Source organism: Sphingomonas sp. HMP6 (assembly GCF_013374095.1).
In the GTDB taxonomy this organism is placed as follows: Bacteria; Pseudomonadota; Alphaproteobacteria; order Sphingomonadales; family Sphingomonadaceae; genus Sphingomonas.
In genome coordinates this window covers 3,137,224-3,151,752 of record NZ_AP022672.1, presented here as the reverse complement: position 1 = coordinate 3,151,752, position 14,529 = coordinate 3,137,224, and the positions used below count along the sequence as shown (strand labels likewise).

Sequence of the window (14,529 nt, the reverse complement as noted above, 5' to 3'; positions counted from 1 at the left end):
CAGGTCAGAGGCGGATGCCGAGCCCGACGCCGACGACCAGCGGATCGAGATGGATGCGCACATTCTGCGTGCCGACTGCGGTCGTATCAAGCCGCGCGGTCGTGCGGATCTTGATGTATTTGGCGTCCAAATTGACGAACATCCGCTTCGAAATATCGACGTCGATCCCGACCTGCGCGGCCCAGCCGAAACTGTCCGACATCTTGACCCGCGTCGGCCCGACCGCAGCGACCAGCCCGCTCGAAGCCTTCTCGTTCCAGAAGATCGTGTAGTTCACCCCTGCGCCGACATAAGGCCGCACCGTGCCGCGTGGGTTGAAATGGTATTGCGCGGTCAGCGTCGGCGGCAGCACCCAAGTCGAGGCGAGCTTGCCTATGCCGCCGGTCGTGCCGCTAGTTCCCGATGCGCTGTGCTTGGTCGTCGCGGCAATCAGCTCGAACCCGATATGGTCGGTGGCCATATAGGTAAGGTCGATTTCGGGCATGACGGAATTGTTCACGCTGACCTTTTCGGTCGGGAAGGTCGGCCCGATCCCGCCCGAGCGTTCGTTCGGCGCCACCATGATCGCGCGGACGCGCAGCAGGACGTCGCCTGCCTGTATCCCGGTGCGGGCGGCCGTATCGCTGGTCTGCGCGCAAACGGGGGTGGCGACAAACAAGCCGGCGGCAAGTGCGATGGCGATCTTCACGGTTAAATCCCTCTGTTGTGAGGGCCGTAGCTTAGGCGATCGCACCACGCGGCCCTTGTGCAGACGCAAACACGCGCTTGATGGGAATCAAACCTGTCGTGCGGCTTGGCCTAGTTCCTATGCTGGTTCGCCGCCGTAAGTGCGCTACAGTCCTTGCGGACGAAGGGATCGCACCTGTGACTACGCAAATACGCATCGATAGCGCGACCATATCCCACGCCGATTCGGTCTGCCATGAATGCCTGGTGCGTGACACGTCGCTCTGTTCGAGCCTCGATGATCACGAGCTGACCGCGCTGAGCGCGATTGGCCGCCGCCGGACGGTGCCGCCGGGGCAAGTCATCACCTGGGCTGGGGATGTCGTCACGACCTTCGCCAATGTCGTCAGCGGTGCGCTGAAAGTGACCGCCTCGACGCCCGATGGGCGCGAACAGATCGTCGGACTGCTGTTTCCCGGCGATTTCGTCGGACAGATGTTCACCGACGAAGCGTCGCTGACGATCACTGCGCTGACCGAAACCAAGATGTGCAGCTTCCCGCGTGCGGCGTTCGAGCGCGAGCTCGGGTCGCACGCACGGATGGAACGGATGTTGCTCGAACGGACGATGGCGTCGCTCGACGAAGCACGCGAGCGCATGCTGTCGCTGGGGCGGCGCAATGCGCAGGAACGCGTCGCCGGGTTCATCGGCCAGTTGGCGGAACGCTCGGGAACCCCGCGCCTCGGCGGTGGTATCGATGTTTCGATCCCGATGAGCCGTGGCGAAATGGCCGACCTGCTGGGCTTGACGATCGAAACCGTCAGCCGTCAACTGACTCGGCTGAAGGCAGCGGACCTCATCACCTTCGCCAAAGGAGAGCGCGATTGCGTCGTGCTCGATCCGGCCGGACTCGATCGGATCGCTAATCCGGCCTGACACGCTCAGGGCGTGATTCGGCGAGATAGCTCTCCTTGAGGCGAATCGCGCGACGGCACCCGTCGAAGAAGCAGCGCAGCATGTACGATAGCTGGCCGACATTGGCACCCGCCACGGTACCGACATGCTGCCACAGCGTGACGACGAGATCCTGCCCATGCATCTCATCTTGGACGTGCATCTGATGCAGCGCATCGAGCATGGCGGGTGTCGGGCGCTGCCCCGCCGGCATTGCGCCAAGCACCCGCTCGGCGCGCGCGAAATGCGAGCTGGTAATGCGGAGGATGCGGTCGCTGATCCGGCGCAATTCGGGCAAGGTCGGCAGCGTCGGCAAAAGATCCGCGACGCGCTCCAGATCGTCGCACAGCCAGCGCTGAATGACGTGATCCTCGTGCAGCGCCTCGATCGTCAACGGGAACGGGAAAGTCACGGCAGGCGAAACGCGGCTCATGGCAGAAGACCTCCTCACCTTATACGAGCCCGTAAAATAGCGGGCCGCGCGGAGCAGGTTTTGACGGCGGTCAAACCGTTGCTGGCCGAATGGCGAGGGCATAGGCACGGGAGAGGTGCCCTCCCTCGTTGGCACGATCGACATCGAGCTCTTCGACCTGAGGCCTATCCCGCCCCGGGCGCCACGAAACCTTTCGCAGCGCCCGGAAGGTGGACTAGAACTTCACTTGGGCTTGGACGGTGAAGGACCGCCCGCGCGGATCGGCAACGCGCGGTTCCCACGAACTGCCCGAACCCGTGTTCGAATCATAGGTGATGGCGAACGGCGGATCGGTGTTGAAGATGTTGCGGACGCCGGCAGTGACGGTCAAACCATCGGTAAACCGCTTCGACACCGACATGTTGTAGAGGATGTACGGCTTCACGCGCGGATTGTAATCGGGCCGCGTCGCGCTGAGCGGCAGCGCGAAGTTGGTATAGCCGCTACGATAGATTTGCGAGAAGGTCAGCCCGAACCCGTCGCGCTGATAGGTGACGAACGCATTGTATTTGAACTTCAGGCCGAGATCACCCGCCTGCGTGAAGACGCCGAGAATGTTGCTGTACGCGAGGTTGGGCAACAGCTTCTCGCGCTTCACGAGCAGCAGCGTGCCGTCGAACCCGGCGGCGAAGGTGCCGCCCAGCGCATCGACATCCCCGCGCGCGGTGAAATCGATGCCTTGCGTACGGCGCGACCCGAAATTGCCGGTGCGCAGATCGACCTGCGTGATGATGCCGGCGGTGCGCGTGATGCGGTCCGGGAAGGCGTTGATGTTGGCGAGCAACTGCGGAATCGTGATCGAGCCGATGACATTTTCGACCGCAATGTTCCAATAATCGACCGAAGCACTGAAGTGCCGCGACGGCTGGAACACACCACCGAGGCTGAACTGCTTCGACGTTTCGGGGCGGAGCGTCAAATTGCCGCCGCTCAGCGAATCCGGCGTAATCGCGGCGCAGCCGACCGAGGAGCCGACCACCGATCCGGGCGGACACGTCGTCGGGTCGGTCAGCGTGTTGCCCGGATTGGGCGATTGCGTCACGCCGTTGAAGATCTGGTTGAAAGTCGGCACGCGGAAGCCGGTGTTGTACGAACCGCGGAACATCATCCACGAGATCGGACGGAATTTAGCGGTGAACTTGGGATTGAAGGTCGATCCGAAGCCCGTGTAATCGTCGACACGCGCCGCCGCGCTCAACTCCAGCATGCTGAAGATCGGCAGCGAAACCTCGCCATAGGCGGCCTTCACGTCGCGCGTAACCTTGGTCAGCGCATTGATGTTGTCGAAGGCGACGTTGAAGATGTCAGGCGACGACAATGCGCCAGCGGTCGAACCGTCGAACTTATAGCTCTCGTGCCGGTAATCGACCCCGACCGCGACTTTCGCCATGCCACCGGGCAGACGGAACAGGCTGCCGGAGATCGACGCGTCGAACTGGCGGACTTCATATTTACCGCCGTACAGCCGAACGCCCTTGGCCGAAATTGCCTCGAGCCCAGCGAGGGCCGCGGGCGACTGAGCAAGCGAGAACGGGTTCAGAATACCGCTGTTGAACAGACCGACGATGCCGGGCGCAGTGGCACCGGGCGCGGTCGGGGCGCGGGGATCGATACCGCCGACGACGGCACCCGGAACGCCAGATGCCGCCGCGGCGGCCGCGCTCGCGAACACGCCGCGATAGTGATAGCCCGAACCCAGCACCGAGCTCGCGCTGCTGCTCGCATAGGAACCACCGGCGCGATAATCCCAGCCGGGGAACAGCGGCCCGTCGATGCCGATCGCGGCGCGGAAGGTCTTCGTGTCGGTCTCATATTCGCGCGGGCCGCAGGCGACGCAGCGGAAGCGGAACGCGATCGGCTTGCCGTAATTGCCCGCGACCGCAGGCAGCGTGCCGACGATGCTGTTAAAAACCGCATTGTACGTCGATGCGGTCAACGCATTGAGCGGATAGGCGATCGGCAAGTTGGTGTTGTTCGCGGTATATTGATTGTTCGAAAAGATCTTGCTCGACTTGGCATCCGATCCGGTGACTTCGGCAAAGATTTCATGCCCGCCGAACTTCGCGGTGGCGCGGCTGTAATAGGTCAGCGTCTGGATCGGCTGCTGCAACGTTGCCGCGCGGCCCGTGTCCCACGCGCAGGCCAGCGCCGCATTGGGCGTGTTGTACAGCACCGAATCATAGTTCAGCCCGCCATCGACCGAGTCGCAACCAGCGCCGCCGGGCAGACGCAGCGGGTTGACGCCGCCAACCGCCGGAACGGTGGTACCGGGAATGAAGAAGCCGGGACCGTTGCCGAGGTAGGCCGGGTTAGGAACCGTACAGACGCCTGCCACTGTGGTGCTGCATTGCGTCGCGCTGCCGAGCAGCGTGCCGCCCTGCGTAATGCCGACGTTTGCGGCAGTCGGGTTGATCGCGAAAGCCGTCGCGAGCGGCGTGCCGCGCGTGTCGATCGACAGGCCGCGATTGGGCTGGTTGCCGTTGACGAAATCACGGTCCTGACCGAACAGCGCGCCGTTCCAGCTCTTGCTGACCGAGCCCATGATGTTGAAGCCCTGCTCGTCGAGCTTGCCGAAGCCGACCGTCCCTGAAAGGCGGTAGATCTGGCTGTCGCCCTGCTCGGTCGTGTCGGTAAAGCCCGTCACATCGACGCCGGTGAAATCGGTCTTGGTGATGAAGTTGATGACGCCGCCGACCGCGTCGGTGCCATAGATTGCCGATGCGCCATCCTTGAGCACTTCGACGCGTTCGATCGCCGCGAACGGAATCTGGTTCACATCGACCGCCGACCCCTGCAGGCCGTGCGCCGCGACGCGCCGCCCGTTGAGCAGGACCAGCGTCGATGCGCTGCCCTGCCCGCGCAAGTTTGCCGCCGACAAGCCGTTGGTGCCGCGCGCCGCACCGCTGACGACGTCCGAGTTGGACGCCAGATTGTCCGCGCCATTGCCGTTGGCGGCGAGGAAGGAAATCAGCTGTTCGGGGCTGTTGATGCCTTCGCGGCTGAAATCCTTGGTGGTGATGATCTGCAGCGGCAAGGCGCTGTTGTTTGGGTCCTGCTTGATCCGCGAGCCCGTGACGAGAATGTCACCTGAATCGTCGGCCGGCGCCTTTTCGGCTTTGGAAAGGGGTTTGTTGGCTGCAGTTTGCGCCGCCGCCACAGTCGGCATGAGGCACATCAACGCGGTAAACGCCGTCCCACAAATGAGGACAGACTTGACCGATGTAGAGTTAAGCATGTTCGAACACCCCTCGCCGCACCCCGCCGCGGCCCCGCAACATTAAGTAACAGGAATGTTGCATCGCGCCATAGTTTCTGTTGCCTGCGCCATAGCCCGACGGCATCGCTCGCTGTGAAATCGCGCGAAAGCGTGGCGGATGGGCAACAGCGGCACGATTGACGTGCTGGCCGGGGCGGACAACCATGGCAGCAGCGGATCTGCGACGCCGGGGGAAAGATCAATGTTGGCCGCTTCATCGGCTTCAGCGACCACAGGCACCGCGAAGTCCGACGTTGCGGACCATGCGCGCAGCCGGTTCGCTTTGTATCTGCTGCTCGGTTTCTCGGCCGGGCTACCCTATTACATGTTCTCGACGATCCTGTCGGCGCGGCTCGCCAAGCATGACGTCGATCTCGTCCTGATCGGCTTTTTCGGCTGGGTGCAGTTGCTGCCGACCTTCAAATTCGTCTGGGCGCCGTTGCTCGATCGCTTTTCGATTCCGGGCTTCGGGCGGTTTTTCGGCAAGCGGCTCGGCTGGATCATGCTGTCGCAACTTGGCATCTTCGCCGCGATGGTGGCGATGGCGTTCACCTCGGCCGACACCAGCCTGCCGCTGACGGCGCTGTTTGCGGTGTTACTGGCCTTTTGGACCACCACACTCGAAGTTTCCGCCGATGCGTGGCGGATCGAGCTTGCGCCCACGCCCGAAACGCAAGGTCCGCTCGCGGCGGCAAATCTGTGGGGCTATCGCAGCGCGATGGTCGCCGCGGGCAGCGGCGCGCTGATCGTCGCTGATCAGGCGAACTGGACCCTGGCCTATCTGGTGATCGCCGCCGGAGCCTTCGCGCCGCTGCCAATTCTGGCGATGATGCGACCACAGCGGCTCCGCAGCGACTATGTGCCGGCACCCGACGACCCAGCGCCGCATCGTGGCGAACGCAGCGCTGCACTGGCGACAGGGGTTGGCGCGAGCGCGGTGATCCTGGGCGCCTCGCTGCTGATCGCCGCCACGCTCGGCGCGGGGCTATTGCGCGCCGCCGCCGCCATCGGGATCAGCGCCAAGACCGACGCGACGACAACGGTGCTGCTGCTGTGCCTGCTCCCGTTCGTTATCATGGGCGTCATGCTACCGCGGATCGTCAATCTGCCCGCCAACGCCTGGGCGCGGCGCTCGACGATGCTGGGGCCGTATGTCGATATCTTCTGGCGCTATCGCTACCGGGTGCTGCCACTGCTCGCGTTCGTCACCTTCTACCGCATGGGCGACGTGCTGACGCTGGCTTTGTCCAAGCCGCTACAGATCGCCAAACATTACGACCTGACCACGATGGGCATCGCCGATGGTTTTGTGGCACTTCCGAGCAGCATGGCAGGGGTCGCCCTGGGCGCGGTGCTGGCGGTGCGGATGAAGCTGGTACGGGCGCTGGCGCTTGGCGCGATCGGATCGGCGTTCGGCAATTGGATCTTTGTGTGGCTATGGTTCGCGCCGCCGAGCCCGCACGTGATCTATATTTCGACCGCGCTCGACCAGTTCGCGCACGGCATGGAGGGCGCGATCTTCGTCGTCTATCTGTCGATGCTGGTGAACCCGAAATATCCCGGCGCACAATATGCCTTTCTGTCGGGCTTCGCCTTCCTGCTGCCGCGCCTGCTCGCGGGGGCCGGGGGGAGCATGGTCAAGCAGATCGGGTTCGACGGCTTCTTCTGGTTGTCGGGGACGCTGAGCCTTGCCGCGGTGCTGTTCCTGCCATTCATCGCCCGCGCCACGCCACGCGACGCAGACGCATGATCGACCTCGACCGCGCCTTCGCCCCCGCTGCTGCGGCGATCGCGGCAGGCCGCATCCCCGGTGCGACGCTCGGCGTGGTTGCCGCCGATGGCAGGCGAGCGGTGCGGGTGGCGGGACAGGCGGCGCTGGTGGCCGACCCCGAGTTGCTGACCGAAGATCACTGGTTCGATCTCGCCTCGGTTTCCAAGGTGATCGCGACGACGACGATGATCCTGCATTTGGCCGATCAGGGGCGGATCGATCTCGACGCGCCGTTGACGCAGGCGATCCCCGACTTGCGCCAATATGATGTGGCAAACGCACCCGAGCGGCGGCTGACGATCCGCGACTGCCTGGCACACCGCACGTTCCTGCCTGCGGTAGAGCCGATCTATACGTACGGCGATGATCCGCAGCGGCTGCGCGCCTTTGTGCTGCAACGCGCATGGCGGCACGGCCCGCCGGTCTATTCCGACATCAATTTCGTTCTGCTCGGTATCGTGATCGAACGCGTGACCGGTGCGGCGCTCTCGGACTGGCCGCTCGCGCCGGGCCTGTCCTACGGTCCGCCGCCCGGCCCGGCAGTGGCGACCGAACACTGCCAGTGGCGCGGGCGCGTGCTGAAGGGCGAAGTGCATGACGAGAATGCCGCCGCGCTGGGTGCTGCTGCTGGGCATGCCGGGCTGTTCGGCACCGTCGCGGGCGTGCTCGATTTCGCCGCGGGGTTGCTGGACGGCAGCGGCGCCTCGCCCGCGATGCTCGAAGCGATCCGCACGCCGTTCTACGAACACCGCACCTGCGGGTGGGAACGGCGCTTTCCCGGATGGTCGGGCGGGGCGGCCTGTTCGCCCGAGACGATCGGCCATACCGGCTTTACCGGCACCGGCCTGTGGGTCGATTTCGAGCGCGGCGTCGCCTGGACGCTGCTGACCAACCGCGTCCACCCGACACGGCATTTCGACAGCGGCATTTTCGTGCTCCGGCCGGAGACCGGCGATGCGGTGATCGCAGCGCTACGCGACGCCTAGACGAAATGCGGCTCGGGCCGCTCGCGCAACTGTTCGTAATGGACCAGGACGGGTTCCGGCCCCAGTGGGACAGGCGCGCCACCCCGAAACGCCCATTCGCCCCGGTCGCAATCCTCGGCGCGGACATAGCCGTTGATGTAGAGCCGCCGCTGGTGATCGGCGCTGTTGGTGCCCGAGGCGTGGACCAGATACGGGCTCCACAGCGCGATATCGCCGGGATCGAGGATCAAATCGACCGCATCCCGCGGCGACAGCCCGACGCGCTCCAGTGCCGTGTCCTCGGGCGAGCGGCCGAGCGAGGCGGCGGTATCGAGTTGCAACATCCCCGCTTCATGGCTGCCCGGAATAAAGCGCATCCCCCCGCTGCCCGGATTGTGCGGATCGATCGCGAGTGCGGTCTGGACATAGGAGGAAGCGAGGTTGCGGTACGCCTCGGCCGGACGGCGCGATTTGGCATCCTGATGCCACGCGAAATCGCCGCTGCGATCGGGCAGTTTCCAGTGCAGCTGGTTGATGATCTGTTTGAGATCGCGCCCGATCAGCGGTTCGAGCAGTGCGAGCCAACGGCGGTCGAGCCGGACCGCATCGAGCACGGCGTTTTGGTACGACGGCCATTGCGCCATCGGAACATGCGGCGCGCCGTCGGCGCGCTGCGTCACCGCGTAGAACAGATTGCCGTGGCGAAAGCTGCGGCCATAGGCGACGCCCGTTGCATAGACTGCATCGGTTGCGGCACCGATCGCCGCCACCTCCTCGGCAGAGAAGACCCCGCGGATGATGGCGTAGCCGCGTTCGCGATATTCGGCGACAGGATTGGTCAACGGGTCGGTCCTCAATTCTCGGACGCGATCAACAGCAACGCCTGGTCCATCGCCTTGGTGGCGCTCGCCCCGTCGGGCACGTCGTTCGCATAGATCGCGAAGGTCAACGTCGCGCCGCTCTTCGCCATTATATAGCCCGCCAGCGCATTGGTCGCATTGAGCGTGCCGGTCTTGGCGAAAATCTTGTGGTCGAGCGCGGTTCCGGCGAAGCGCCGCGTCAGCGTCCCCTCGCCTCCCACCGGCAGCGTCGCGCGCCACGCTGCGCCCCACGGCTGCAGCGCGATCCAGCGCAGGAAGGTCACCACGCCGCGCGGCGCGACGCGGTTGTAGCTCGACATGCCCGAGCCATCCGAAAAATCGAACGCAGGCCGCGGCACTTTCGCCTCCGCCAGCATCGCACGCACGACCGTCTGTCCATCGGCGATCGAACCGCTGCCGGATTTCAGGCCGATGCGGCGCAGCATCAGCTCGGCATCCAGATTCTGGCTAACTTTGTTGATTCGGGTCAGATCCTGAAGCAGCGGCGGCGGGGTGAGCCGGGCGAGCGGTTCGACCACCGGCGGCCGCGCAGGCGGGGCCGCACCCCGGATCGCCGGGTCGTCACCGGGGCGGAGCGGGCGATGCCGCACCGCCACCGTTCCGGTAACGCGCACCCCGCGCGCCTCCAGCATGCGCCGCAATACCCATGCTGCGTGATGGGCGGGATCGTCGATCCCGAGGCGCAGCGCCTCCGGCTTGGCATCGACCGCGATCGTGCCGGTCAGGCCGACGACCGTGCCGTTGGGCGCACGGTCGAAATCGATCGTCGTCGCCCCGCTGGCGACGCTCAGCGCGCGGTTATCGATCGTGTAATAGGGCGGGAGCGTCACCAACGGCGGCTTGCCGAGCGCAGATGGCGTCACCGTCACCGGTAGCTCGTTATCGTCTAGCGTCAGCGCGGAGGTGGCAGTGCCCGATCTGGTCGGGATATTGTTCCAACTCATCCCCGGGCTCCAGCGCTGATCGGGGTACAGGCTGTCATCGCCGATGACGTCGCGCACCACGCGCGTCTTTGCCGCGACCGCGTCGGCGAGCGTGGCGAGGCAATCGGTGGTGCAATCGGGCGCGCTCGACAGCCATGCGTCGCCATGCCCTTCGAGAATCACGTCGCGCGCGCCACCACTCCGCTCGATCCGCACAGCCGCGCCGCCAACGGCATCCGGCGCAGCGAGGTCCGCCAGCGACCAGAACGCCGCAGCCGTCGTGAACATCTTGGTGTTCGACGCCGGGATGAAGCGCTGGTCGGGGTTGATCGCGACCATCTCCGCGCCGTTCTGATCGACCACGACAAGGCCGTAGCGGGTGCCGGGTGCGGCGGGCTGCAGCACGGCATCGACGCGGGATTGCAGCGTTGCCGGGCGCTCTGCCGCAAGCGGCGACGCGAGCGCTACAGGCAAAGCGAGCAAGACGCGGGTCAGACGGTTCATTGCACGAGCGTAGCGGCTATCGCCCCCCGCACAAACGGCGGACACGCATTCAGAGCGTTGGCGCAGTCATAACCGCAGCGCATGTCGCAGTGGATCGACGCTTGTCGCGGCGCCGCGGCCCCTTCAGGGTAAGGCTGTGAAGATGTGGCGCTCCGTATTGGCTCTTGGGCTTAGCGCCCTGTTCGCAACGCAAGCGGCGCGTGCCGATGATCTTGCCGAGACGCTCGCGTTGCCGATCGCCAACTGGCTGACCGGCGCGAGGGACACACCCCGCTTCGCCTGGATCGAGAACGCCGCCGGGGTCCGCAACATCTGGATCGCGACGCCGGGGCAGCCGGCGCGGGCGATCACCGCCTTTACGGAGGATGACGGGCAGCAACTCGCCGATCTGACGCTTACCCGCGACGGCACGACGATCGCCTTCGTGCAGGGCGGAGATGCCGAGTTTGCCGACGGGGCCGCACCCAATATCGCGGTGCAATCGACGCCGCCCAAGCAACGCCTGTTCGTCCTCCCGCCCGCTGGCGGCGCGCCGACGTTGGTCGGCGAAGGCCATAGTCCGGTTTTCGCGCACGACGGCGCGCGGCTCGCCTATGTCCGCAAGGGCGAAATCTGGGTGTGGAACAAGGCATCGGGCGCGCAGCGGCTGGCGAGCGTTACCGGCGAAGTCTCGCGGCTCGAGTGGTCGCCCGACGACGCGCGCCTGCTGTTCGTGGAGGATCGGGGCGACCATAGCTTCGTCGCAATCCTCGACATTGCCGACGCACGTTTGCGCTATCTCGATCCGGGTCTGGCGAATGCGGCCGAGCCGACCTTTTCGCCCGACGGCACGCAGATCGCCTATATCCGCTATCTCGACCCGCCCGCCGATGCTGCGGCCGATGACGGGCCCTATTGGTCGATCCGCAGCGTCGACATCGCAACCGGCGGCGCGCGCCAATTATGGGCCGCACCCGCCGGCACGGGGAGCCGCTTCTACGGCACGCGCGGGCGCAACCTGTATTGGGCGCGCGACGGTCGGCTGCTGTTCCCGTGGGAGCAAAGCGGCTGGCTCCATGTCTATGCGCTCGATCCCAGGGGCGGCGCGGTCCGTGACCTGACCCCCGGCGCTTTCGAGGTCGAGAGTTTTCTGCTGGCCCCGGATGGAAAGCAAATGGTCTATGCCGCCAATGCTGGCGATCTGGAGCGCCGCCACGTCTGGCGCGTCTCGCTCGACGGCAAACCTCCCACGCCGTTAACGCGCAGCGCCGGTTCGGAATCCATCCCGACCTTCGCCGGTCCCACGCTCGCGGTCATGGCCACCGACGCGACGCATCTCGCCTATCCGGCCCTCGCGAATGCGACCCTGGCTCCGCTGGGTCCGGTAGAGGTCGTACCGTCCTTCACCCCGCCCGAAACAGTGACCTTCCCCGCTGCCGATGGGGTGCTGGTCCACGCCCAGCTTTTCCACGCGCGCGGCCCTGGCAAGCACCCGGCGTTGATCTTCGTCCATGGCGGGCCGCGCCGACAGATGCTGCCGGGCTTCCATACCTCCTATTATTATTCGAACGCCTATATCCTGAACCAGCATTTCGCGAGGCAGGGCTATGACGTGCTGTCGGTCAATTACCGCAGCGGCACCGGCTATGGCCGCGCGTTTCGCGAGGCACCCGAACAAGCGCGTGGCGGCGCTTCGGAATATCGCGACGTGCTGGCGGCGGGCAAATGGCTCGCGGGGCGCGCCGATGTCGATCCGGCGCGGATCGGGATTTGGGGCGGGAGCTGGGGCGGGTATCTCACCGCGCTGGCGCTCGCACGCAACAGCGACCTGTTCGCCGCCGGGGTCGATTTCCACGGCGTCCACGCGATGGTCCGCCCGGTCGAGAAAACGCTGTCGCCCGAGGCGGAAGCCGCAGCCCACGCTCTGCAATGGCAATCCTCGCCGATGGGGGCGATCAACTCGTGGCGCTCACCCGTGCTGATCATCCACGGCGATGACGACCGGAATGTCGATTTCGCGCAATCGGTCCTGCTCGCCCGCGCGCTGGCGGCGCGGCGTGTGCCGTTCGAGCAATTGGTGTTCCCGAACGAGCGGCACGACTTCTTCCGCTACGCCGACTGGCTGGCGAGTTACCGCGCGGCGGACGCTTTTCTCAACCGTACGGTGATGCAAAAGGTCGCACGATGAAGCGACTCTGGCCCGCCATTGCCGTCCTTGCCTGCGCGGCGATCAGCAGCAGCGCGGCGGCGCGCGACACGCTGATCCGCGGCGCGCGCGTGTTCGACGGGAGCGGCGCGCCCGCCGTGGTGCAGGACGTGCTGCTGCGCGGCGACCGGATCGTCGCGGTCGGCCCGCACCTGCGCCGCCCCCGCGCGACCGACATCGTCGATGCGCGCGGGCTGACGCTGATCCCCGGACTGCACGATCTGCACACGCATTTGCGCTCACCCGGCTATGATGCGCCCGACGATCTGGGCAAGGCCTATGCCGGCTATCTGCTGCGCGGCGTCACGACGGTGAACGATTTCTCGGTGTCGGGCGAGATGCTCGCGCCGATCCGTCAGATGGTCGCGCCTAAGGAAGCTGGGGGCGGCGCGGTCGTCGCACCGCATCTGCAACTGGCGGTGCGCGTCGGCGTGCCGGGCGGGCATGGCACCGAATATGGCTGGGGCAGCTTCTTCACGCTGCAAGCGGCGACCCCCGCCGCCGCGCATGTCGCGATGGCGACCGCGCTGCCGTACAAGCCCGATGTCATTAAGGTGTTCGCCGATGGCTGGCGCTATGGCCGCGACAGCGATCTCAACAGCATGAACCAACCAACGCTGGCCGCGATCGTTGCCGATGCGCACAAGACCGGCATTCCCGTCATCACCCACACCGTGACCTTGCAGGGGGACAAGATCGCGGCGGCGGCAGGCGTCGACGCGGTCGGCCACGGCGTCGGCGATGCGCTGGTCGATGACGCTCTCATCGCGTCGATGAAGGCGCACCACACCGCCTATATCCCGACGCTGGTGGTGTATGAACCACAGCAGACGCGACAGATGGACCCGGGCGAGGCGCGCGCGCTGTCACCGGCGGAAGCCGCGTTCGAGTCGAGTCAGACTGCGGATCGCGCCAAGCCGATCGCCCCCTATGATGCGACGCGCTGGGCGATCATGCAGGAGAATATCCGGCGGTTGAAGGCCGCCGGGATCCGCATCGGGATCGGCACCGATGCGGGGATTGAGGGGGTCTATCACGGGCCGGGCACGATTCGCGAGATCACCTGGTTGACGCGGCTCGGCTTCACCCCTGCCGAGGCCTTGGTCGCGGCAACAGCGACGAGTGCCGACATTCTCGGGCAAGCGGCCGATCATGGCCGGATCGCGCCGGGCCAGCGCGCCGATCTGGTGCTGATCGCGGGCAAGCCCGATGAGCGGATCGCCGATCTGTGGAACGTCGCGCGCGTGTTCGTCTCGGGCCGGGAGATCGCGCTGGCACCGCTGCGCGCGCTGGTGGCCGGGGCTGCGCCAACGCCGCTGCCGGTGCGGATCATGCCCGGCCCGATCGATACCGGCGCGCACCGCGACGGGCGCACCGACCTCGATACGCTCCCGGTCGAGAGCACCGATTCGGGCATCGACCACAGTCATCTCGACTTTGTGCAACCCGGCAGCGACGATCCACGTAGTACCGCCAAGCCACGCTTCCTGGTCGCACAGATGGGGGCGAAGGCGCGGCCGTTCGCGCAACTGATCCTGCCGCTGACGCCGGGTGCGATCCAGCTTGCCGATGCGCGCGGCTTTACCGGCGTAGCGTTCGATGCGCGCGGCAACGGGGCATACGACCTGGTGTTCGACAGCTATGCGCTGTCCAGCGATGCCTGGTTCCGCACCGGCTTCACCGCAGGCGAGACGCGCCGTAGCGTCCACATTCCCTTCACCGCCTTCGCCAGCCGCGATGCGAGCGCAACGCTCGACCTGGCGCGATTGCGCGCGCTGATCGTCCGGCTTGAGGGCCAACCGGGCGGCAAGGCGTGGCTGCAGCTCGACAACGTCCGCTTCGACAAGGACGGCGCGCCTGACGACCACGCCGCGCCACAGCCCACCCCTGCCACGCGCAATCCGCAGCAGTATAACGAGGCGAATTAGGTCGTTGGCGGAAGCTGACCCGCC

The 14,529-nt window shown here is 65.9% G+C and carries 10 protein-coding genes; 5 read left to right on the top strand and 5 right to left on the bottom strand.

The annotated features are described in order from the left end of the window. Positions 1-4 precede the first annotated feature (4 nt). On the bottom strand, positions 5-688 hold the full coding sequence (locus tag HMP06_RS15400; protein ID WP_443026488.1) for an OmpW/AlkL family protein: 684 nt from the start codon (positions 686-688) through the stop codon (positions 5-7). 176 nt (positions 689-864) lie between these two features. On the opposite strand from HMP06_RS15400, the gene HMP06_RS15395 reads away from it, so the two are divergent. Beyond that, on the top strand, positions 865-1,602 hold the full coding sequence (locus tag HMP06_RS15395; RefSeq protein ID WP_232089724.1) for a Crp/Fnr family transcriptional regulator: 738 nt from the start codon (positions 865-867) through the stop codon (positions 1,600-1,602). On the opposite strand, the gene HMP06_RS15390 is transcribed toward HMP06_RS15395, so the two are convergent. Together HMP06_RS15390 and HMP06_RS15385 are read right to left on the bottom strand one after the other, a co-directional pair. Then, positions 1,589-2,053: a hemerythrin domain-containing protein gene (locus HMP06_RS15390; RefSeq protein WP_176497868.1), complete on the bottom strand. Its 465-nt coding sequence runs from the start codon at positions 2,051-2,053 to the stop codon at positions 1,589-1,591. The two genes, HMP06_RS15395 and HMP06_RS15390, sit on opposite strands and share 14 nt — an antisense overlap. Before the next feature lie 214 nt (positions 2,054-2,267). After that, entirely contained in the window at positions 2,268-5,327 is a 3,060-nt protein-coding gene (locus HMP06_RS15385) for a TonB-dependent receptor domain-containing protein (RefSeq protein WP_176497867.1), read from the bottom strand. 139 nt (positions 5,328-5,466) lie between these two features. On the opposite strand from HMP06_RS15385, the gene HMP06_RS15380 reads away from it, so the two are divergent. After that, positions 5,467-7,098, top strand: coding sequence for a permease (locus tag HMP06_RS15380; RefSeq protein ID WP_232089723.1), 1,632 nt, complete (start codon positions 5,467-5,469; stop codon positions 7,096-7,098). Further along, positions 7,095-8,105: a serine hydrolase domain-containing protein gene (locus HMP06_RS15375; protein ID WP_176497866.1), complete on the top strand. Its 1,011-nt coding sequence runs from the start codon at positions 7,095-7,097 to the stop codon at positions 8,103-8,105. Before HMP06_RS15380 ends, HMP06_RS15375 begins: the two co-directional genes overlap by 4 nt. On the opposite strand, the gene HMP06_RS15370 is transcribed toward HMP06_RS15375, so the two are convergent. Both HMP06_RS15370 and dacB read right to left on the bottom strand, forming a co-directional pair. Then, on the bottom strand, positions 8,102-8,926 hold the full coding sequence (locus HMP06_RS15370; RefSeq protein WP_176497865.1) for a phytanoyl-CoA dioxygenase family protein: 825 nt from the start codon (positions 8,924-8,926) through the stop codon (positions 8,102-8,104). The two genes, HMP06_RS15375 and HMP06_RS15370, sit on opposite strands and share 4 nt — an antisense overlap. 11 nt (positions 8,927-8,937) lie before the next feature. After that, entirely contained in the window at positions 8,938-10,392 is a 1,455-nt protein-coding gene (dacB, locus tag HMP06_RS15365; RefSeq protein WP_176497864.1) for a D-alanyl-D-alanine carboxypeptidase/D-alanyl-D-alanine endopeptidase, read from the bottom strand. A 142-nt stretch (positions 10,393-10,534) separates the two neighbouring features. On the opposite strand from dacB, the gene HMP06_RS15360 reads away from it, so the two are divergent. Next, positions 10,535-12,559, top strand: a complete 2,025-nt coding sequence (locus HMP06_RS15360) for an alpha/beta fold hydrolase (RefSeq protein ID WP_176497863.1) — start codon at positions 10,535-10,537, stop codon at positions 12,557-12,559. Beyond that, complete coding sequence (locus HMP06_RS15355; protein ID WP_176497862.1) at positions 12,556-14,505, top strand: amidohydrolase family protein; 1,950 nt, start codon at positions 12,556-12,558, stop codon at positions 14,503-14,505. The genes HMP06_RS15360 and HMP06_RS15355 overlap by 4 nt, the downstream gene beginning before the upstream one ends. Positions 14,506-14,529: the final 24 nt, after the last annotated feature.